This is a genomic window from Pectinatus brassicae (genome assembly GCF_014201835.1).
Taxonomy (GTDB): domain Bacteria; phylum Bacillota; class Negativicutes; order Selenomonadales; family Selenomonadaceae; genus Pectinatus; species Pectinatus brassicae.
The window spans coordinates 20,469-41,014 of the sequence record NZ_JACHFH010000010.1; the positions used below are offsets into that span (position 1 = coordinate 20,469).

The 20,546-nt window shown below is 34.1% G+C and carries 22 protein-coding genes; 10 read left to right on the top strand and 12 right to left on the bottom strand.

Annotated elements, in window-relative coordinates:
• The first annotated feature begins 32 nt into the window (after window positions 1-32).
• From rlmB to truB, 10 genes are all read left to right on the top strand, one after another.
• Entirely contained in the window at window positions 33-800 is a 768-nt protein-coding gene (gene rlmB, locus HNR32_RS05155; protein ID WP_311636487.1) for a 23S rRNA (guanosine(2251)-2'-O)-methyltransferase RlmB, read from the top strand.
• 14 nt (window positions 801-814) lie between these two features.
• Window positions 815-1,357, top strand: a complete 543-nt coding sequence (locus tag HNR32_RS05160) for an NYN domain-containing protein (protein WP_183860355.1) — start codon at window positions 815-817, stop codon at window positions 1,355-1,357.
• 228 nt (window positions 1,358-1,585) lie between these two features.
• A complete protein-coding gene (gene rimP / locus HNR32_RS05165; RefSeq protein WP_183860357.1) occupies window positions 1,586-2,032 on the top strand; it encodes a ribosome maturation factor RimP in 447 nt (148 codons plus the stop codon).
• A 20-nt stretch (window positions 2,033-2,052) separates the two neighbouring features.
• Complete coding sequence (gene nusA / locus HNR32_RS05170) at window positions 2,053-3,162, top strand: transcription termination factor NusA (RefSeq protein ID WP_183860359.1); 1,110 nt, start codon at window positions 2,053-2,055, stop codon at window positions 3,160-3,162.
• 17 nt (window positions 3,163-3,179) lie between these two features.
• Window positions 3,180-3,452: an RNase P modulator RnpM gene (gene rnpM, locus HNR32_RS05175; RefSeq protein ID WP_183860361.1), complete on the top strand. Its 273-nt coding sequence runs from the start codon at window positions 3,180-3,182 to the stop codon at window positions 3,450-3,452.
• Entirely contained in the window at window positions 3,445-3,765 is a 321-nt protein-coding gene (locus HNR32_RS05180) for a L7Ae/L30e/S12e/Gadd45 family ribosomal protein (protein WP_183860363.1), read from the top strand. Before rnpM ends, HNR32_RS05180 begins: the two co-directional genes overlap by 8 nt.
• A 14-nt stretch (window positions 3,766-3,779) precedes the next feature.
• Window positions 3,780-6,233: a translation initiation factor IF-2 gene (gene infB / locus HNR32_RS05185; protein ID WP_183860365.1), complete on the top strand. Its 2,454-nt coding sequence runs from the start codon at window positions 3,780-3,782 to the stop codon at window positions 6,231-6,233.
• A gap of 18 nt (window positions 6,234-6,251) precedes the next feature.
• Complete coding sequence (rbfA, locus tag HNR32_RS05190; protein ID WP_183860367.1) at window positions 6,252-6,632, top strand: 30S ribosome-binding factor RbfA; 381 nt, start codon at window positions 6,252-6,254, stop codon at window positions 6,630-6,632.
• Complete coding sequence (locus HNR32_RS05195) at window positions 6,613-7,557, top strand: DHH family phosphoesterase (protein ID WP_183860369.1); 945 nt, start codon at window positions 6,613-6,615, stop codon at window positions 7,555-7,557. The genes rbfA and HNR32_RS05195 overlap by 20 nt, the downstream gene beginning before the upstream one ends.
• 1 nt (window position 7,558) lies before the next feature.
• Window positions 7,559-8,431 carry a tRNA pseudouridine(55) synthase TruB gene (gene truB / locus HNR32_RS05200; protein ID WP_183860371.1) on the top strand — a complete coding sequence of 291 codons (873 nt, stop codon included), beginning with the start codon at window positions 7,559-7,561 and terminating at the stop codon, window positions 8,429-8,431.
• A gap of 56 nt (window positions 8,432-8,487) precedes the next feature.
• Here the strand turns inward: truB and HNR32_RS05205 are convergent, their stop codons facing one another.
• The 12 genes from HNR32_RS05205 to HNR32_RS05260 are packed head-to-tail and all read right to left on the bottom strand — an operon-like array spanning window position 8,488 to window position 20,543.
• On the bottom strand, window positions 8,488-9,489 hold the full coding sequence (locus HNR32_RS05205; protein WP_183860373.1) for a glycosyltransferase family 8 protein: 1,002 nt from the start codon (window positions 9,487-9,489) through the stop codon (window positions 8,488-8,490).
• A 34-nt stretch (window positions 9,490-9,523) separates the two neighbouring features.
• The gene (locus HNR32_RS05210) at window positions 9,524-10,858 is read right to left on the bottom strand and encodes an O-antigen ligase family protein (protein WP_183860376.1); all 1,335 of its coding nucleotides are present in this window, start codon (window positions 10,856-10,858) and stop codon (window positions 9,524-9,526) included.
• 2 nt (window positions 10,859-10,860) lie between these two features.
• A complete protein-coding gene (locus HNR32_RS05215; RefSeq protein WP_183860378.1) occupies window positions 10,861-11,781 on the bottom strand; it encodes a WlaTC/HtrL family glycosyltransferase in 921 nt (306 codons plus the stop codon).
• A 25-nt stretch (window positions 11,782-11,806) separates the two neighbouring features.
• Complete coding sequence (locus HNR32_RS05220; protein WP_183860380.1) at window positions 11,807-12,850, bottom strand: glycosyltransferase family 4 protein; 1,044 nt, start codon at window positions 12,848-12,850, stop codon at window positions 11,807-11,809.
• Between the two features lie 29 nt (window positions 12,851-12,879).
• The gene (locus tag HNR32_RS05225) at window positions 12,880-13,866 is read right to left on the bottom strand and encodes a glycosyltransferase family 9 protein (RefSeq protein ID WP_183860382.1); all 987 of its coding nucleotides are present in this window, start codon (window positions 13,864-13,866) and stop codon (window positions 12,880-12,882) included.
• Window positions 13,866-14,996, bottom strand: coding sequence for a glycosyltransferase (locus HNR32_RS05230; RefSeq protein ID WP_183860384.1), 1,131 nt, complete (start codon window positions 14,994-14,996; stop codon window positions 13,866-13,868). Before HNR32_RS05230 ends, HNR32_RS05225 begins: the two co-directional genes overlap by 1 nt.
• Before the next feature lie 25 nt (window positions 14,997-15,021).
• Window positions 15,022-16,110, bottom strand: coding sequence for a glycosyltransferase family 4 protein (locus tag HNR32_RS05235; protein ID WP_221300562.1), 1,089 nt, complete (start codon window positions 16,108-16,110; stop codon window positions 15,022-15,024).
• A 4-nt stretch (window positions 16,111-16,114) separates the two neighbouring features.
• Window positions 16,115-17,128 carry a stealth family protein gene (locus tag HNR32_RS05240; protein WP_183860386.1) on the bottom strand — a complete coding sequence of 338 codons (1,014 nt, stop codon included), beginning with the start codon at window positions 17,126-17,128 and terminating at the stop codon, window positions 16,115-16,117.
• A gap of 5 nt (window positions 17,129-17,133) precedes the next feature.
• The gene (locus HNR32_RS05245) at window positions 17,134-18,009 is read right to left on the bottom strand and encodes a lysophospholipid acyltransferase family protein (protein WP_221300563.1); all 876 of its coding nucleotides are present in this window, start codon (window positions 18,007-18,009) and stop codon (window positions 17,134-17,136) included.
• Window positions 18,010-18,042: 33 nt separating this feature from the next.
• On the bottom strand, window positions 18,043-19,074 hold the full coding sequence (gene waaC / locus HNR32_RS05250) for a lipopolysaccharide heptosyltransferase I (RefSeq protein ID WP_183860388.1): 1,032 nt from the start codon (window positions 19,072-19,074) through the stop codon (window positions 18,043-18,045).
• A 4-nt stretch (window positions 19,075-19,078) separates the two neighbouring features.
• Entirely contained in the window at window positions 19,079-19,546 is a 468-nt protein-coding gene (gene rfaE2, locus HNR32_RS05255) for a D-glycero-beta-D-manno-heptose 1-phosphate adenylyltransferase (RefSeq protein ID WP_183860390.1), read from the bottom strand.
• 4 nt (window positions 19,547-19,550) lie between these two features.
• Window positions 19,551-20,543, bottom strand: coding sequence for a bifunctional heptose 7-phosphate kinase/heptose 1-phosphate adenyltransferase (locus tag HNR32_RS05260; protein ID WP_183860393.1), 993 nt, complete (start codon window positions 20,541-20,543; stop codon window positions 19,551-19,553).
• Between the last annotated feature and the right edge of the window lie 3 nt (window positions 20,544-20,546).

The following is a 20,546-nucleotide window of genomic DNA, read 5'->3' on the forward strand; positions in this document are numbered from 1 at the left end:
ACAGAGAATATAAAAAGAAAAATGATTTTGTAATAAAAGAAGCGGCAGAAGAACCAGCTGAGATTTCGCCGGACATATTAATCGGTCGTAATGCTGTACGGGAGGCACTTAAAAATGACCGCACCATAAATAAATTATTGGTGGCAGAAAATGCGCATGGTGGTTCTTTGCAGGAAATAATCGGCATGGCCAGAAAAAATAAAATTATTGTTCAGACAGTAAGTCAAAACAAATTGGATTTATTATCAGCAGGTGGACGCAATCAAGGAATACTCGCATATACTCCGCCAGTTGATTATGCTGAACTTGAGGACGTTTTGGAAAAAGTAAAACAAAGTGGAGAGGTTCCATTTTTTGTTCTGCTTGATGAACTGGAAGATCCGCACAATTTAGGTGCAATTTTACGAACGGCTGATGCTGCTGGTGTTCATGGTATTATAATTTCTAAACGGCGCAGCTGCCCTTTATCTTCAACTGTGGCTAAAACTTCTGCTGGTGCTGTTGAATATGTACCGGTTATGCGCGTTAATAATGTTAATCAGACACTTACTCGTTTGCAAGAGGAAGGATTTTGGGCAGTAGGCGCCGAGGCTGCTGGAGAAACTTTTTATTATGAAGCTGACTTAACAGGTCCATTAGTATTGGTTATAGGCAGTGAAGGTAAGGGAATAAGCAATTTAGTCAGCAAAAATTGTGACTTTTTAGTAAAGATACCGATGCATGGTCGTGTAAATTCGCTTAATGCTTCCAATGCAGCTGCTATTATGATGTATGAGGCTGTAAAGCAGCGTACTAAATAAGGAGAGTATGATGTATGCGAAAAGCTCCGTGGGCACATCTTATTGTTGATGGATATAATGTAATAAATTGTTGGACGGAATTAGCACGAATGGCATTTGATTTGGAACATGCCCGTGATCATTTGGTGCAGCTGTTATTAGAATATGGTTCATATGAACATTATGATGTAACGGTGGTTTTTGATGCACTATATACATCCTCCAAACAATCCAGTGACGAAATAAATAAGCATTTTACTATTGTTTATACGAAGAAAAAGGAAACGGCAGACAGCTATATTGAAAGATTGGCTTATGAATCGGTACGCGATGGCAGGGATGTTTTTGTAGTTACTTCTGATGGTGCGGAACAAAATGCTATATTGGGTGCCGGCGCCTATCGTATGACTGTAAAGGAACTACGCAGGGCTGTATATAAAAATAAAAAACATTTACGAAAAAATTATGATGCTAAGACTGATGTTTCTTTACATCGAAATGAAGTGGCAGATAGAATTGATCCATTGGTGCTGGATAAGCTAAATTTATTGCGCAAGAAAAATGACAATGATTTATGATTTTATAGCAAAAATGTGGCTTCCATGTTTGCTTTTGCTTATTTTTAAAGTATACAGTAGCAGCTGAAATAGTCTTATCTAGTAGTTTTTTTTCGATATATTTGTTTGGTAGTTTAGTTTACATTTATTTAATCTAGTGATATAATAGTAATATCAACTTAAGCATGTATTTAAAGAGTGGGTGGCAAACCCACTCTTTAGTATTATAAGGATTTTTAGGAGGAAGCAATGGCTGGACAAATAGAAACAAAAGCGGAAAAGCTGGTACAGGATTTGCTTTTGAATACAGAATATGAATTAGTCGATATTGAATATATAAAAGAAAAAAATTGGTATTTGCGTATTTATATCGATAAAGATGGCGGTATTGATTTAGATGATTGCCAAAAACTCAGTCATGAAATTGACGATGAGATTGAAAAGCAAAATATCATCAAAGATAGTTATATTTTGGAAATATCATCGCCAGGACTTGACCGCCAGTTGAAAAAAGACCGTGATTTTGAGCGGGAATTGGGAAAAGATATTGATATAGTTACTTATACACGCATTGATGGCAAAAAGAAATTCACCGGGAAATTAACTGCTTTTAATGCTGAATCAGTAACAATTGATGAAGATTTTATTATTTTGCGTTCGCAGATATCATCAGTGCGTTTGCATATTGATTTTTGAGTTATTAGGAGGATATAGAGTTGGCTACTAAAAATAAGGGCTTTTTAGAAGCTTTTGAAGAAGTTGGCAAAGAAAAGGGCATTGCACTGGAAGTATTGTTTGATGCTATTGAAGCAGCACTAATTTCTGCTTATAAGAGAAATTTTAATTCTGCACAAAATGTGCGTGTAGCACTTGATCGTACAACCGGGGAATTTCATGTATATTCGGTTAAAAATGTTGTTGAAGAATTGGAAAATGATATAACTGAAATTTCTTTAGCAGATGCTAAGCGTATTCACAATGACTATGCTGTTGGTGATGTTATAGAAACCGAAATTACACCGGCTAATTTTGGCCGTATTGCTGCTCAAACAGCTAAACAGGTTGTTGTTCAAAGAATACGTGAAGCTGAGCGCGGAAATATTTATGATGAATATTCCAGTCGGGCTAACGATATTTTGACAGGTATAATACAGCGTATTGAAGGCAAAAATGTTATCATTGATTTGGGAAAAACAGAAGCTATATTGACACCTGCTGAACAAATTTCTTTGGAAAAATATGAACCAAATGAAAGACTTAAACTCTACATTGTTGAGGTTAAGAAAACTACTAAGGGACCGCAGATTTTATTATCACGCACGCATCCAGGTTTATTGAAACGGTTATTTGAATTAGAAGTACCGGAAATAAGCGATGGTATGGTTGAAATTAAATCTGTAGCCAGAGAACCAGGCATGCGCTCGAAAATTGCTGTTTATTCTAAGGATGAAGCTATTGATGCTGTAGGTTCCTGTGTAGGACAAAAAGGTCTGCGTGTGCAGGCAATTGTCGATGAGCTGCGTGGTGAAAAAATTGATATCGTAAAATGGAATCAAGACCCAGCTACATATATAGCAAATGCTTTAAGCCCGGCTAAAGTTGTTTCTGTTGCCATAAAAGAGGATGAAAAAATTTCTAAGGTAGTTGTGCCTGATTATCAATTGTCTTTGGCAATAGGCAAAGAGGGACAAAATGCTCGTTTGGCAGCAAAGCTTACTGGTTGGAAAATAGATATAAAAAGCGAATCACAAGCGGCTGAATCTGGGATGGATGAAGGTATGGAAGTTATAAACGTAATAGGTGAAGAATCTTTTTCCGTTGATTAATATCTAAGGAGAACAAAATGGCTGTAAAAAAAATTCCAGAACGAATGTGTGTTGGCTGTCATCAAAATCATAGCAAAAAAGAACTTATACGAATAGTCAGAACCCCGGAAGGTGAGTTTCAGATTGATACAACTGGTAAAAAATCTGGTAGGGGTGCATATATTTGTCCTAAGATGGAATGCTTAGAGGCAGCTATTAAGGGACATAAATTAGAAAAATCTTTTAAGAGTAAAATAGATAATAGTATATATGAAAAATTGAAAGCGGGATTTTCAGATATAGATGGATAATGTGCAGCAAAAATTAATGAATCTGCTTAGCATGGCGGCACGGGCCAATAAACTTATGGCCGGTGATTTTGCTGTCAGTAAAGCTATAGAAAATAATAAGATACAATTATTATTGATTGCTTGTGATACAGCAGAAAAAAGCAAAAAAGAATATGAGAAAATAGCACTAAGTGCGGGTGTTGCTTTAAAGATTATACCAATAGAAAAGCAGCTTTTGGGTAATAATATAGGTAAAACAGAACGTGCGGCAATTGCCATATGTGACAGGGGTTTTGCTAAAGCAATAACTAAAATATTAGATGACATCAGCTAAATGGGGGTGGATCGATGTCAAAATATAGAGTATATGAACTTGCTAGAGAATTTGCAACCGACAGTAAAAATATTTTGAATATATTAAAGTCAAATAACATTGAGGTAAAAAGTCATGCCAGTACGGTAGGTGACAATGAACGTAATATTGTAGAAAAAAGTATAAAAAAAATAGCGACACCAATTGAAAAAAAGGTGCCGGTAAAGCAGCAAACTATGCATTCAGATAGTTCACATAAAACACAGCAGCATGAAAAAAAACAAATGAATCGAGGCGGTGACAAAATAAATACTTCAGTATCAAAACAATCAAATAACAGATCTGCAAATAATAGCAGCAGACCTAATAATCATAATACAAATAATACCAATAACAACAATAGACACAATGATAAACCTAATGCTAATGGACAGCAGTCCAGAACACAGCAGGCGGTGCAGCATAATAATCAAAAAAATGTGACCCATAAAAAACCAGCAGAAGCAAATGCTAATGTAAAGCAGCAAAGTGACAATAATCGCAGCCGTAATAATAATACGCGTAATAGCAATACCAGCAATAATAACCACACTTCTAATAATAGACGAAATAACAATAACAATAACAATAACAACAATAACAATAGTAATAATAATCGCAATAATAACAATAGAAAAAGCTGGAAAAATAACCGCAACAATAGAAATCATCAGCCAGTGCAGAAACAGGAAATTATTCGTCCTAAAGTAATAAAAGTTGGCGAAAGCATTTCTATTAAAGAATTAGCCAGCAAAATGACATATACTATTTCTGATGTCATAAAGAAACTTATGATGCTGGGCATAATGGCAACAATCAATCAGGATATCGATTTTGATACGGCTGTACTAGTCGCTGCAGAATTTAATATAAACGTAGAAGAATTACCACCAGAAGTTGATTTAACAGAAATACCGGAAATTATAGATGCGGAAAAAGATTTATTGCCTCGTCCACCGGTTGTTACTGTTATGGGGCATGTTGACCATGGTAAGACATCCTTGCTTGATGTAATAAGAAAATCTTCCGTAACGGCTAATGAAGCTGGTGGAATAACTCAGCATATCGGTGCCTATCAGGTAATGTGCAAAGACAGAAAAATTGTATTTCTTGATACACCGGGGCATGAGGCCTTTACAGCAATGCGTGCTCGTGGAGCTCAGGTAACAGATGTTGCTGTACTTGTAGTTGCTGCCGATGATGGTGTTATGCCACAGACACTTGAAGCTATCAATCATGCTAAAGCAGCTAAGGTGCCAATTGTTGTAGCAATCAATAAAATAGATAAACCTGGTGCTAATCCAGAAAAAGTAAAACAGGAACTGTCTGAGCATGAGCTTATTCCCGAAGACTGGGGCGGCGATACCATTATGGTACCTGTATCGGCCAAACAGAAAATGGGAATAAACGATTTATTGGAAATGATATTATTAGTAGCTGAAATGGGCGAACTTAAAGCTAATCCAAATCGTGATGCCCGTGGTATAATCATTGAAGCTGAGCTTGATAAAGGCCGTGGGCCGGTAGCAACAGTTTTAGTACAAAATGGTACGCTCCATGTTGGTGACTCAATAATTGCTGGAACGACTTTTGGTAAAGTAAGAGCTATGATTAATGATCGTGGCGAAAAAGTTAAAAAAGCAGGTCCATCTGTACCAGTTGAAGTTTTAGGTTTATCTGATGTACCAGCTGCTGGTGATGAAATGGCAGCCTTAGATGAACATTTAGCTCGTACAATTTCGGAAAAACGTATTGAAAAACAACGTACAGAGCTTATCAATAATAAAAAAGTATCATTGGATGATTTATTCCAGCAGATAAGTGAAGGTCAGATAAAAGATCTTAATATCCTGATAAAAGCAGATGTACAGGGTTCACTAGAAGCACTGAAAACATCTTTACTAGGACTCAATAAAAGTGATGAAGTGCGCGTAAGCATAATTCATACTGGAGTTGGCGGCGTAAATGAATCTGATGTTATGCTGGCTTCTGCGGCTAATGCCTTAATCTTGGCATTTAATGTACGTCCTGATGCCAATGCTAGAAAATTAGCTGATACTGAAAGCATAGATATTCGTACTTATCGTGTTATTTATGAAGCAATAAATGATATTGAAGCAGCAATGAAAGGGATGCTTGCACCTAAATATAAGGAAGTAATTCAAGGTAAGGTTGAAATTCGTCAGGTAATGAAATTCTCCAAAGCCCTAGTTGCTGGCTCATATGTATTAGAAGGTAAGATAACCAATTCCTCACAGATTCGCATTATTCGTGATAATGTTGTTGTATTTGAAGGAAATATTGATTCGCTGCGCCGCTTTAAAGATGATGTTAAAGAAGTGGCTGCTGGTTATGAATGTGGTATAACTCTTGAAAATTATCGTGACTTTAGAGAAAAAGATATTATCGAAGCTTATACCATGGAAGAGATAGCTCCGCAGAGCTTGTAAGATAAAGGTTGTGAAACAATGGGTGTTCGTGTTGAAAAAATCCAGGAACAAATAAAGCATGAGGTCAGCCAAATCATTTTGCGTGGATTAAAAGATCCACGCATAGGCTTTGTAACTATTACTAGTGTGGATGTATCCAGTGATTTACGTAATGCGCGTATTTATGTAAGTATATTAGGCAATGACAAGCAATTTGAAGATACATGGCAGGGGCTAAAAAACTCCGTAGGGTACATTCGGCAGGAATTAGCTAAGCATATGCGTTTAAGATATGTGCCGCAGCTGTCTTTTTATCCTGATACAACCATGGAATATAGTGCACATATTCAAAAACTTATCAATAAAATACATCAGTCGGATCAAGAGGGGATAACTGACGATGGAAATAACGATAAATGATGCTGCAAAAAAAATATCGCAAAATAAAAATATAGCAATTGCCCCGCATGTAAATCCTGATGGTGATGGCCTTGGTTCAACACTAGGTCTTTACCATGCTTTGGTAAAATCCGGGCATAATGTAAAAATATTTGTTGATGACGATATTCCTAATGCTTTTCGTTTTTTACCGGGCTGGGAAAATTTTATAAGGCCTGAGGAACAGGTAGATGGTATTGACCTGTTAATTGTTCTTGATGCTGAACCAGAACGTATTGGTCGTGTAACAGAAGTTATAAAAGCGCCAATATTAAATTTAGATCATCATCGATCTAATACAAAAACGGCAAATTTTTTATATTTGGCACCAGAAAGAGCTGCTACCGGTGAAATTATTTATTTGCTGCTCGACAATATGCAGATTGAACTTGATACGAATATAGCCATTTGTCTGTATACAGCTATTGCAACTGACTGTGGCTTTTTTAAGTATTCCAATACCAGCAGCTTTACGATGCAGACAGCAGCTAAAATGCTTGATTATGGTGTAGAACCAAATCGTATATCAGAGGCATTAGAGCAAAAGAAATTTACTGATGTAAAAATACTTCCAGCAGTTATTGATACTTTAACATTATATAATGATGGGAAAATTGCCATTATCAGTGTAACTAAGGATATCAAAGAAAATTGTGACAGTACAGCTGATTTTGTTGAATATGCCCGTATCATCGAAGGCGTTGATGTTGCTATTGTTGTAAAATATTCTGATGATAAAGTTACGCGTATCAGTATGCGCTCTAAGTATACTGATGTGGCGTCAATTGCTGAGAAATTGGGCGGCGGTGGTCATATAAGAGCTGCCGGCTGTACAATAAATGACGATTTGGTAAATGCTCGTAAGTGTATTTTGGCTGTAGTGGAAGCAGAAATGGCGGCGAAATAACATGGGAATTAATGGCTTTATAAATGTGCTTAAACCGCCGGGAATGACATCACATGATGTAGTTGGTTGTATGCGACGTGTCTATAAAACTAAAAAAGTCGGTCATGCTGGTACACTTGATCCAGCGGCAGCGGGTGTACTTATAATAGCAATTGGTTATGCTACGCGTGTTTTAGAATATATTACTGATGTTGATAAAGGTTATCGTGCTGAGGTTTTATTGGGAATAAAAACTGACAGCGGTGATGATACTGGTAAAATTTTAGAACAAAGTGATGTAGTTATGCCAGATGAGGCTAAGATACATGAGGTCCTAGAACAATTTCAGGGTGAAATAGAGCAGGTGCCGCCTGTATATTCAGCCATAAAAATTAATGGGCAAAAAGCTTATGATTTAGCGCGAAAAAATATAGCTGTTGAAATGCCTAAGCGCCAGGTGATGATTCATGATATTTCACTGCAGAATATTTATGAAAAAAGTTTTTGCATTGATGTAAACTGTTCTAAAGGAACCTACATACGTTCATTATGCAGTGATATTGGTGATGCTTTGGGAATTCCAGCTACAATGGCTTTTTTAGTGCGTACAGGTATTGGACGTTTTAAGTTAACAGAGGCCTTTACGCTCGAAGAAATAGCCAATGCGCCTTTAGCTGTTTTACAGGGAATGGACAGTCTATTAGGACAAATGGATGATTATGAAATAAATGATGCAGCTATGGCTGACTTTCGTCAGGGTAAACGCATTGCTTATACTGGCATAAAAGACGAGGGAACGGTATTGCTCGTTCATAACAAAGATGATTTTGCCGGTATCGGCAAAATTACTGCTGATAAAAATATAGCACCGCATAAGGTTTTTGCTGATAAATAAAAATAGCAGCGTCCAATTAAGGATGCTGCTATTTTTATATTTAATTTTTTTGATGATCAAATATTTAGAAGGCGGGAAACTTTGGTTTTGATTTTATTATAGGAATACTGTAAATACCAATAAATTCCTTGTGTATATTTCCTATATAAAATATGGGAATAGCCCATTCGTTTCATAGTCTTATAGGATGTAGCCTTACTTAATGGAGAGCCATTCCATAAAGAGGATTTTTCTATGGAGAAAAATTTTTCTTTTAATGGATTAAGACACCATTCATCCCAAGGTTTATAACGACCGACATAATGTACAAACACAGTATCAGCAGGAATTGATATATTTTTATATTTTAAATCAAGTAAATAATCATATTTTTTATCCAAGTAAATACATTTTTCATCAAGAACAAGATTTAGGGCATCTTGATCCTGCCAATTAAATCGATCACGATTTTTAAAGGCAATATCCATAGTTTTGGAAGAAATATCCTCGTTATTCCAATTGGGAACATTGATAAACATAAACCCAGCATTAAAATAAGAAGAACCCTTTAAGTTTAGGAAGGCAGATTGTCGTTGCCGTACTATTGTAATATCATTTACTACAGCAGCAATTTTATTATCAAAATGGATGTTGGAGAATTCCTTTAATGAACCAAAACATTGAATATCAGCATCTATATAGATAATTTTACTGACTAGTCCATTTAGAATTTTTGGCATAAGCAGTCTATTATATGTAGCCTTAGCAAAATGATTAGTATAGGAGAAGTCCTCAAATATAGCAGGATTAATTAAATATATGATGACAGTTGCATTATTATTTAATGCAAATAGCTTAAGTTTATTTTTATTTTCTTCATCAATAAAATCAATGAAAACATGAAATATTATTTTTTCATGAGGGTTATTATTAATGATTGAAGTCATCGATACGCCCATCGGTCTGACAAAATTATTATCAATACCATAGCCAATATTAATAGAATTATCATATTCAAATTTAGTTAGTGGCACCTTGCTATAAATAAATTTTTGTAGCACGAATTGTTTTGATTGCATAAAATCTCCAATTTCTGTAATCGTAATATATATTTTAGTGATATTTTATTAGATAACGACTTATTATTCGTAATAAAATAATAAATACGATAAAAATATAGAAATATAATAAATAAGTTTTTTTAAAAATTTTTATTGTTGTTACATTAGTAGTTTGATAATTGTATTTTATATATAGACCCCATATAAAGAAATATGCAGCTATAGTATTTAGATTTGAAAAATTATAATCAACTAATCCATGCAGGAGATAATTAATTGTTATTAAAAAGAAGCCTAAATCTAGAGGATCCTTTTTCTTTTTCCAATTTTTGATAGTAAAAAATATTATATTACCATAATATAATATGTATAATAAGGCGCCAATAATTCCAAACTGCGCTAAAAACATTACTAGTTCATTATGTGCATGGGGAATTACTAAAGTATTATTAATATTGGCGGATAAATCATGTTTGAGATTTTCTTTTGATTCATCAGATATTAGATTTTGTTTAAGTATAGCATTTGGAAAGTTATCTAAGCCTACACCAAAATAAAAATTATGTAGGAATAATCGATATCCATCTCTCATATAGAAATAATGTCCACGGGTAGATACATTATTAGTGTTAAAAATGTTATTCACACGATTATTTATTTTTCCATTAAAAGAATAAAGACTAGTAAGCAAAGTGATAAAGATTAGTATAAAAATAAATTTTATATACCATTTTTTAATTAAAACAAAAAACAGAAAAAAACAGTCAATAATGAAGATAATCCAAATAGCTCTAGTATTATTGGTGAATAAACTTATTAATACAATAGATGTTATTATTAAAATGAGGATTCTTTGATAAAATTTAAGATGTTTTCTTAAACAGAAGATAAAAAAAACGGGTATTTGTATCAATAATAAATTGGCAAAACTCATAATATTATTATCAAAACCACCAACTCGATTTAAGCCATGAGTAAAATAGATATAAATACTATAAACATCATTGCAAATAAAGCTAAATAGGAGGGAAAAAAATAATAAATATAATGTATTTTTCCTAACATCAAAGAATATAAGGGATAAAAAAGGAATCATCATTTTTATCCAGGCTTCATATGTTAAAATTGATCGAGAAAAATTTGTGCTAAAAAATGAGATAAAAAATACTATTAAAAAAAATATTATAAGTGGTGATAGATATGGTTTATAATATTCCCAATTAAAATATTTTGAGGATTGTTTTAAATTAAATATAAGTATTAATAAAAAGGCAGTACGAATAAATGTGTCGGCAACTTTTCCCTCAATAAAAAAGGTTAAGGAGAATATTAACATACAAAAAATTATTATTTTTTCTAAAAAACTGTGATATGGTTTAAATATCATTACTATTTAAACCTCCTGAATAAATAGTTTAGATAATAATTAAAAGCTTGGTTGTATTTTTTTTCTTTTAGAGATATTTTACATAATTTTTTATACTGTTGGTAATTTTTTTTCTTGAAAGGTCTTATCGTTAAATGTTCTGCACCTAATTCCTTAAACCAACTAAGCCATGTATCGGTTTTATACAATTTAAAGATATCAGGGTTTTTCCTATAAGCCATTAAAGCTATTGTCTGATCATCATCAGCAAATCCGCAATCGGTAAGGCTTATCATGCTTTCACGGCAAAGATTGTGATAGACAGGCCATAAGAATTGTGGACCTATGATACCAGTGCCGGTTATTATGGAATCCATATCTTTAACAATATCAAAAATAGGTTTATCAATTCCCACATCTTCTATTACGAAAAGGTGCATCTTATCAACAAAATCATACTGCCAGAGAAAATCAAATTCTTTGGTATGAGGATAATCGTCAGTGCCGTTTTTGTTAAAACCAAAATCAAGCCAGGCGATAAATCCTTTGGCTAAATCACGTTTTATAGCATCATCTACAAAATAAGATTTTAGATAAGTAATATAATTATATTTGACATTCCAAGATTCAGGGTTATTAGGGGCTTTTCGGAAATAGCGGAAAATTTTTGATTGCATTGCTAAAGATATTTTTTCATAAATTTCTTTATCACAGTTGAGAAAATTATCAATTACTATCACTGTTGTGCGATTTTCTAAACCATAAGATTTTCTTATATTAAAAATTTCTTCGGCAAAATCTTTTTCGGTATATATTATAAGATTGTTTTTAATTCTGGCCCAGAATTTAAAATAATCAATATATTTGTTGCTGCTTCGTTGGGAGTTTGACCAGTTATTACGGCCTATATCGAAAAATGCGGTAACAATTGTTAGTTCGCTCATGATAGCACGTCCTTTTTATATACGTTTAGATAAGATTTTGAATTAAGACTAAATAACTCTGTAACATTTGTGACTCGGCAAATTTTTGGCAAACAGTATTATAGCCATTATTGATCAAGAAATCTACGTCAATTTTTTTATGTTTTATTTGTAATAGGCAGTGGGCTAAGCTTTTATAATCTTCCGGTGGGAATAGTAAACCATTGTAATTATCGGTTATTAATTCTCTAGCGACGGAGATATCGGTAAAAAGAACAGGGCATTTAGAGGCCATAGCCTCACATGCTACTAAGCCTTGTCCTTCATAATGGGTAGAGAGAACAAATGTATCTATTTGAGGAATAAGGTCAGTAAATTTGCCTGTTGTGAAAAATACATTATTGTTTAAATCATGTTTGTTTACATAGTTTTCACATTTACTTTTAGTTTTTCCAGTGCCCATCAATATTAAATTTACTGTTTCATTATGGTTCTTTATTAAATATTCTACAGCCTTGATTAATGTAAGATGGTCTTTTTGTTTAGCAAATCTAGCCACCATCCCGATTGTGAAAATGTCATGCGTTTTTTTGGGAACTTCAGAAAATTTTTTTATCTCGATACCATTATATATAACGCTGACTTTATTTTTATTAATATATTGTTTTTTTAGATGCTCAGCTACAGTTTGGGAAACGCATATATATTTGGTAGTATACTTATCTAAGTATTTTGTCAGATAACGGCGTAAAATAGTATATTTTTCTGTATTATGCTCAATATGAATTAATTTTACATCCATTTTACTATGAGCTAAAGCAAATTTAGTCCAAATGTGAGTACTGTAGCCATGAACCATAATTAAATCAGGCTGAAAAGCTCGGATTAGTTTACTTAATGATAAAATATAATCTAATATAAATTTATCTTTAATTACAGTAATGTTTTCTAAAGAAGTATTATTGTATTTACGAAAAATATTTATTACATTGTACCCATTGTTTTTAAGAAAATTACTAATAGTCATGGAAACATTTAATGCTCCTGAAGGATTACCGGATACGATATTGAAAATTTTTTTAGCGGTCATTATTATACTGCCCCCAATATATGGATTTGTTATAAAAGATGGTTTTCCAGCAGAATCGTTTTTATTCGTTCAAATTTTATTTCGTCCATACAGGTTTGTCCGGCAGGTTTAGGACATTTATCCCAATTAAGGCAAGGAACACAAGGTAATTTACTTTGTACTACAATGGCATTTTTGGGAGCCCAGCGCAATGGGTCACTAGGACCGTAAAGTGCGATAATTGGCAGCTTTTTAACTGTACCTAAAATATGGAGCGGACCAGTACACATAGATAAAGCCCAAGAAGCGTATTTTGCTAATTCTGGTAAATCACGTAAAGTAAGTTTACCAGAGAGATCTATTTTATTGCCAGTTATGCTTTTTATGTAGTTGCTGTCATTGCCAGAACCAATGTATATAGGAATAATACCGTTGTCATTCAAATAGCAGTTAAGCTTGCCTAATTCTTTGAGATTCCAATTTTTAATGTCAGCTGCTGTTCTTGGGACTATGAGAACTATTTGTTTAGTGGTATCATGGATAGTTTTTATCCAGTCAGCTATTTCTAATTGACGCTCATGTGTACAGTTACCAATTCGGGGAGTTAAGTTATTTTTGTCAAAATTAATATTTAATAGAGTTTTTGCATATAAAGAAAAATCCTCTACAGCTTTTGCAGTCATTTCTTTTCTTGGGAAAAAATGGTGCCGGTTTATGGAAACACAATAACCCTTGTTAAGTAAGCGGCAACCAGCTTGCCAAGCGAATATTGTTGAACTTAATCGGCCATCAACAATTATGGCATCAGTATAACCTTTTTGTTTTATTTGGGCGATGATATTTTTTTTTGCTTGCTTATGTTTATAAGAAAAAACATCATCGATATATATATGGTTTTGTAAAATATCAGTTGCTTTATCGGCTGCTAAAAAACCAATCATGACATTTTTAATATTTTCTTTTATAAGTTGTGCAAGTGGTGTTGTTAAAATAACATCACCAATGCCCAGACGGTTTATAATTAATATTTTTTGCATTATATTTCCTTATCAGTGCGCATGTTTTTTATCATTTTTGTGAATATATTTAGGTAGATCTCAGTCATTTTATCAATATTCAATTCTTTCTTTATGTATTGAGCAATAAATTCACTGTCACTAGAAGGTAAACTAAAAGCGTTATTAATTTCATCAGACAGACTGTACATGGTAGCAGGTTTGTCATGACCATCAAAATTGACATCGCAGGCATAACCTATATTTTGTTTTGTTATTAACCCAATAAAAGATTGAATATTGCGTATAGCGATAACGGGTTTTTGGCAGGCCAAACACTCAATGGCTACACGCCCCTCACCAATTAATATATCAGAGGCATTATACCATGTACTAATATCCGTAACAAAATTTTTGACACTTAGCCATTGTCCATATTGGGCGTTAAATTCATTAACTTTATTTTCTATTTGGCTGCGGAGAGGACCTTCGCCAATCAGTACAGTATTATAGAATTGTCCTTTTTTTGCCAAATAATGCATCGTGTCAATTATAAGTAATGATACGGCACCTTTTACATTACTCATGCGGCTGACATGAAGAATTAATTTTTTTTGCAGTGGTAGTCCAAGCTGTTGTCTTGCAGATGATTGTTCGTGGGGATAAAAAGAAGAAAAATCAATGCCATTATTAATTACTTCAATATGTTCTTGTTTAAAATGATATTCTTTTTCTAAAATCAATGCTAGATTTTTACTGACAGCTATCATTTGCGGAAAGATGCGTGGATATAATTTTTTCAATTTGGCTCTGTGCCATGGGTCATGCATAGTAATTGTATATTGTATATTACTGTTTTTAGATAGCAAATAGGCCCAAATGCCAGCAGTTCTTTGCTGACAGGCAATAATATCTATTTTTTGTGTGTTTAATAAATTTTTTAAATATATGAAACTGCGATACCAGCTAAAGAAATTTATGCCGCGTGACTGGATTGTAACAATACGTATATTAGGATGATGTTTTGATAATGCTTGTAGTTTTTTTGTGTCACTATTGGTGTTGACAGCCAAGATTATATTATGTTTTGCTAAACCCTTTATCAAAGCCTCAACATGTGTTTCGGCACCACCTGTTCGCCATGGTTGTGTGAACAATATTAAAATATTCATTTTTTCCTGCCATAAATTTATTTAATTAAAAAGAGCTATATATATCAATAATCGAAGTAAGCATTTTTTCAGTGGAGAAACGATATTTAACATCATTTCTGGCACTTATCCCCATTTTTTCCCTTAATAACTTATCTTTAGACAGATCATTAAGTTTTCGAGAAAGAGAGGCAGTATCTCCATAAGAAACTAAAAAACCTGTAGTATTAGTATTAATAATTTCGTTAATACCACCAACATCATAAGCAATGGCGGGCAGCTGTGCTGCCATTCCTTCAGCTAATACTAATCCAAACGTTTCAAAGTAAGATGGTAAAACTACAGCATCAGCAGCAGATAAATAATTTTCTACATCTGGTTTATGCCCTAGAAAATGAACTCTATTAGACAGACCATTTTTAAATATTTGCCAGCGAAGCTGCCATTTACCTTTTCCCGTACCTATTATTAATAAATGCCAATCTTTGGCACTAGCATAGTTGGCAAAGATATCGATCAGATGCTGATGTCCTTTGTTATGAAGATTTTTTATACGCGAAATAATAATTGGACAAAAGACGTTTTGGGGAATAGCATATTTATTTCTGATAGTGGATCTATTATTGTTGGAAATAAATTTTTTTGTGTCAATGCCATTATAGATAGTAGTAATTTTATCAGAGCTAACACCGTTTTTTATAGCTGCCTGACGGACAAAATTACTTACAGCAATTATTTTATCACATTTTAATAGTAATTTTTCCTTAATGTTACCAAAAATTCCATGTGCAGTATAAACTACGGGTAAAGATGGATAATATTTGATTTTGCATTTCATTGCACTGATACCGGCAGCAGCAGAATGCGCATGAATCAGATTTATATGATATTTTTTTATTATAAATTTCAGGCAAAAAGCAGCAAAATCTGTACTAAGGCGTAGAGGCAGAAATACTTGTTTAATTCCCTTTGTAGATAATGACTGGGCAAGTTTTCCTCCACCAGAAACAACAATGACATTATAGCCTTTTTGGACTAATAAAGGTGCAAGCATTGCTACATGGCTTTCTGCACCACCAATATTCATGCGGGGAACAAGAAGCATTATATTTTTTATCGAATTATTATTTATCATAAATTTATTTCTCAAAACTTGATTTTTCTGGTAAAATTTTGTTAAAAGAAGTAATTATGCGTTCTTTTATGCCATTAAAATCAATGTTATCATTATCGTTTATACAAATCATGGGGACTTTTTGATTAATAATAGTTTGGTAGAGTTCGGTATTATCAGGTATATTTCCATATACTTCAAAAACACGTCCCTTGGAGTGTCGGGCAATAGGCTCAAAGTTTCCATTAACAAGTTGCCAACAGCGTATTAGCCATTGATTAACGTCATTGCGGTTACGGAATTTATGAGTGCTGGATTCATTGAGCATATCAAATTCTTTATTCCAAATGTCTTTATAGGTACTTTTTAAGTAAGAATAGGGAAGATGATTATTAGAAAATCCACGAAAATGATGCTCACCAGAAAGGATAAGATTGCGAAGTGCATCCCAGCCATAATGTGGAGACATCCATTTCCAAAAATATTTATGCACCTGTGTTTTTTTGTCAAAGTGTGTATTTAGCACGGCAACATTATTAAATTTTGTAAACGGTAATGTGTCCACTTTTATTGGGGGACTAATAGCTGTAGCAATACAAAAATCTGTAGGCAGACCGTTTTTAAAGAAAAATGTCCTATCAAGTGGTTTGATAATAAACATATCATCATTAAACGCAACAAAATGTTCAGCAAGGCCCTTGATGCGATGTAAATTAAGTTCTAGGGGTCTTGAACTGAATGTTGGGAGATATTCAGTTGGGAGATAATCTGTATGTTTAACAATATTTAATTTAGGATTTTTGGTATTGAGCCATTTAGGTAGATGTCCCCAAGTTACAAAGTGAATTTTATTGACCCACGGAGTAAATTTTTCAACACTGCGAAACCAATATTGTAGATTATCCCAATCGCGATAACGACTAACGCGTTTATCGCCATCTATACTAGTATCATATTGGGATTTTTCGTTTTGCCAATTAGGATCATTGCCATCAACCCAATATATAACAAAGTCAATAGGATGGTTATCAATAGGCATATTTGTTACTTCCTTTTGAGATGATTTTTTGTTGTTTGGTTTTGATTGATTGATTTCCAACGATTGTGCAGCCAAAACCATTCATTTGGATATTTTTTTATATGTTCTTCAATTTTTTGTGTCAACAACATGGTGGCTTTTCTGATATCTTCATGCTTATCAGCTGTTTTTTCCACAAAAACAGCTTTATCAATAATAATATTATGAGTGCGCCCAGGACCTTTAGCAATAAAGATAGGAATTATAGGAGCTTCAGTGCGGCGGGCAATTGTAGCAGCACCATGGGCACAGGAGGCATCACGACCTAAAAATGGCATAACAATACCATCCTCGGCAGCATCCTGGTCCATTATAAGACCAATAAGATAGCCCTTAGCAATCATCTTAAACATGCCGCGAACATCGTATTTATACATTATATACATGCCAACCATAGCACGGTATTCATTCATAAAGCGGTCAGCACCACGATTGGACTGTTTTTGTGAAACTCCTACTAGTTTATAGCCGTTTTGCGCTAAAGCTCCACCCAATAGTTCCCAATTATCGCTATGCGCAGCAGCGATGATACCACCGCGTCCTAATTTTAAGGCGGCATCAAGATTTTCCTGTCCCAATAAATTGATATAATCATTCATATTATCGCGCATAATTGGAAAGCGTAATACTTCAATGATCATGGGACCAAAGCGCGTCCAGCTGTTTTTTACGATTTTTTTTGCTTCTTGCTTGGATATATTTAAACCGTGTATGGCATTGTTTAATGCCATATTTTTTCTTTTTTGCGGGACAAAAACCCAGGTTAATTGTCCAATGATATCACCAATTAAATAAGCAATTTTTTCTGGCAGCAGGCAAAATATTTTACTTATTATTTTCAAGATATAATAAAGGGTGATAATAACACCTTCTAACTATTTAGATAAATTTATTATTGTTTGTAATTTTTGTATAACCATATCAGGCTTAATGATGCTTAGGCAGTCACGATTGAATTTACATTTCCTTTTCCAGCAATGTTTGCATTCATAAGGAACTTCTAAAACATTTTGAGTTTGCTGATAAAGGCCATTGCGATTAGCGTCAGTTGGCCCCATAATCATTATAGCAGGAGTTTTTAAAGCAGCAGCTATATGCAAATTGCCAGTATCACCGCCGATTACAGCAACGGAATTTTTTATTATATAGGCTAATTCCTTTAAGGAGGTAGAATTTACAAGATTAACAGCTTTAGTTTGCGCTGTATCTTGAATTAGTTTAGCTAAATTTTTATCGATACTGCCGGCGCCAGTTAAAATAGGCACAATATCATTAGTATTGCACCAGTCCACAATTTGGGAAAAATATTTGGTTGGCCAGCGTTTATTGGACCAATTGGCACCAATGACTAAAGTCAAATACTTATTTGTTGGTAAAATATTGTTGGCAAATAGAATTTGCTGGGCATTATGCGTGTCAGTATTTGTTATGCCCAAAGGAAAATCAATATTTTGTGGCGCACAGCCTAAATAGCGAACAGTATCAAGATAGCGCTCGACAATATGGCCATTATAATTAGGTCCCTTGACGGCTTTACTGATAAAGCCGCTGCCCTCACGCATATTTACATAGCCAATTTTTTTATCAGCATGGCTTAAAAACGCGATTACAGCAGACTTTAACAAGCCCTGCAAATCTATGCAAATGTCGTAATGACGTTTGTTTAATTGTGCGGAAAAAGGCTTGATATATTTTAAAAATGATGATAAAGAATTGAGTTTTTTGCGCTCAAAAACAATAATATCATCAATAGCCGGGCTGTTTCTTACAATATCAAGAGCGACTGGTGAGACAACCCAGGTAATATGGCTGTTAGGCCAGGTTTCTTTTATGGCGGCAGCTGTTGGTAAGGCATGAATGACATCACCAATAGCGCTTAGTTTTATAATTAGAATATTTTTTGTCATGGTATTATTTTATGTTTTTAATTTTATTTATAATATTAGTAGTGGAGCAGCCGGCTACTACATCAATGAATTTAGCCTCACCATTACAGCTAAGAAGGGCTGCTGCTTCAGGCAGTGTTTCTAATGTATAGTCACCGCCTTTTACATAAACAGCCGGTCTGACTTTTTGTACAAGCTTTTCAGCGGTAGTTTCATCAAATAGTACGACATAATCAACACATTTTAAGGCATCAATTACGATGGCACGTTCATTTTCAGTAATAATTGGACGGTTTTTGTCTTTCCAGCGCTTTACCGAGTCATCGGTATTAAGACCGACAATTAGACAATCACCATAGGTAGCAGCTTGCTGCAGATATGTTACATGACCGGCATGAAGAATATCAAAACAACCATTGGTTAGGACAATTTTTTTGCCGGAATTATGTAAAATAGTACAAAATTGTTCAATATCAGTATTTTTTATAATCATAATATCACTTTTCCAAAACTGTAATCAATTCTTGAGCTGATACGGTAGCTGTCCCCATTTTGCGAACAGCAATACCCGCGGCATAATTAGATAATTTTGCGGCATGTACAGGTTCTGCACCTGTGGCAATAGCAGTTATAAAAGCAGCAACACAGGTATCGCCAGCGCCAGAAACATCATATACTTCACTTTTATCAGAAACTGGAATAGAACTGATTTTGCCGTTAGATTCAAATAGTACCATGCCTTTTTCACCGCAGGTGACTAAAATACCGGCAGCTTTCATCTGTGTAAGTAAAAGTTTACCAGCTGTATATAAATCATTAGTATTTTTTATGTCCATATTTACAGCGGCCGCAAGTTCTGCATCGTTTTGTTTGACATAAGTTACTCCTTTAAAGTCGTGGATGGAATAACGGGAGTCAACCATACAAGGAATATTATGCTGCTTAGAATACGCGATAACCATCGTACGTACGGCTGGTGTAATAGTGCCGCTGCCATAATCGCTTAAAACAATGCCCTGAGTTTGTGGCAATATAGCAGCCAGCTTATCAAGTAAAAGTTTTTCCTCAGCATTAGGTAAGGGGCTGTTATTGTCATTATCAATGCGAACTATTTGCTGGCTGACAGTGGCACGACCACCAGCTACAATGCGTGTTTTAGTTATGGTAGAACGGTTTGGAGATATAGCAAGACCGCTAGTATCAGCAGCATTTTTCTCTAGAATGTTTTTTAAGCCATAAGCGGCATTATCATCACCTAAAATGCCAATTGCTGAAACTTTTCCGCCAATAGTTGCAATATTATTTACAACATTGGCCGCGCCACCGGCTACAATTTTTTCTTCAGATTGCTGTAAAACAAGCACCGGCGCTTCACGGGAGATACGGTCTATTATGCCATGCAAATAAATATCAGCAACTATATCACCAATTACTGTAATATGTTGTTTATTAAAATATTTAATGGTATCTAGTAAAATTTTATTGTCCATTAT

Bases quoted from the DNA above. Each gene is read 5' to 3' on its own strand.
- HNR32_RS05160 (WP_183860355.1), top strand. From the start codon at position 815: ATGCGAAAAGCTCCGTGGGCACATCTTATTGTTGATGGATATAATGTA.
- rimP (WP_183860357.1), top strand. From the start codon at position 1,586: ATGGCTGGACAAATAGAAACAAAAGCGGAAAAGCTGGTACAGGATTTG.
- rnpM (WP_183860361.1), top strand. From the start codon at position 3,180: ATGGCTGTAAAAAAAATTCCAGAACGAATGTGTGTTGGCTGTCATCAA.
- HNR32_RS05180 (WP_183860363.1), top strand. From the start codon at position 3,445: ATGGATAATGTGCAGCAAAAATTAATGAATCTGCTTAGCATGGCGGCA.
- infB (WP_183860365.1), top strand. From the start codon at position 3,780: ATGTCAAAATATAGAGTATATGAACTTGCTAGAGAATTTGCAACCGAC.
- rbfA (WP_183860367.1), top strand. From the start codon at position 6,252: ATGGGTGTTCGTGTTGAAAAAATCCAGGAACAAATAAAGCATGAGGTC.
- HNR32_RS05195 (WP_183860369.1), top strand. From the start codon at position 6,613: ATGGAAATAACGATAAATGATGCTGCAAAAAAAATATCGCAAAATAAA.
- truB (WP_183860371.1), top strand. From the start codon at position 7,559: ATGGGAATTAATGGCTTTATAAATGTGCTTAAACCGCCGGGAATGACA.
- HNR32_RS05205 (WP_183860373.1), bottom strand. From the start codon at position 9,489: ATGCAATCAAAACAATTCGTGCTACAAAAATTTATTTATAGCAAGGTG.
- HNR32_RS05210 (WP_183860376.1), bottom strand. From the start codon at position 10,858: ATGATATTTAAACCATATCACAGTTTTTTAGAAAAAATAATAATTTTT.
- HNR32_RS05215 (WP_183860378.1), bottom strand. From the start codon at position 11,781: ATGAGCGAACTAACAATTGTTACCGCATTTTTCGATATAGGCCGTAAT.
- HNR32_RS05220 (WP_183860380.1), bottom strand. From the start codon at position 12,850: ATGACCGCTAAAAAAATTTTCAATATCGTATCCGGTAATCCTTCAGGA.
- HNR32_RS05225 (WP_183860382.1), bottom strand. From the start codon at position 13,866: ATGCAAAAAATATTAATTATAAACCGTCTGGGCATTGGTGATGTTATT.
- HNR32_RS05230 (WP_183860384.1), bottom strand. From the start codon at position 14,996: ATGAATATTTTAATATTGTTCACACAACCATGGCGAACAGGTGGTGCC.
- HNR32_RS05235 (WP_221300562.1), bottom strand. From the start codon at position 16,110: ATGATAAATAATAATTCGATAAAAAATATAATGCTTCTTGTTCCCCGC.
- HNR32_RS05240 (WP_183860386.1), bottom strand. From the start codon at position 17,128: ATGCCTATTGATAACCATCCTATTGACTTTGTTATATATTGGGTTGAT.
- waaC (WP_183860388.1), bottom strand. From the start codon at position 19,074: ATGACAAAAAATATTCTAATTATAAAACTAAGCGCTATTGGTGATGTC.
- rfaE2 (WP_183860390.1), bottom strand. From the start codon at position 19,546: ATGATTATAAAAAATACTGATATTGAACAATTTTGTACTATTTTACAT.
- HNR32_RS05260 (WP_183860393.1), bottom strand. From the start codon at position 20,543: ATGGACAATAAAATTTTACTAGATACCATTAAATATTTTAATAAACAA.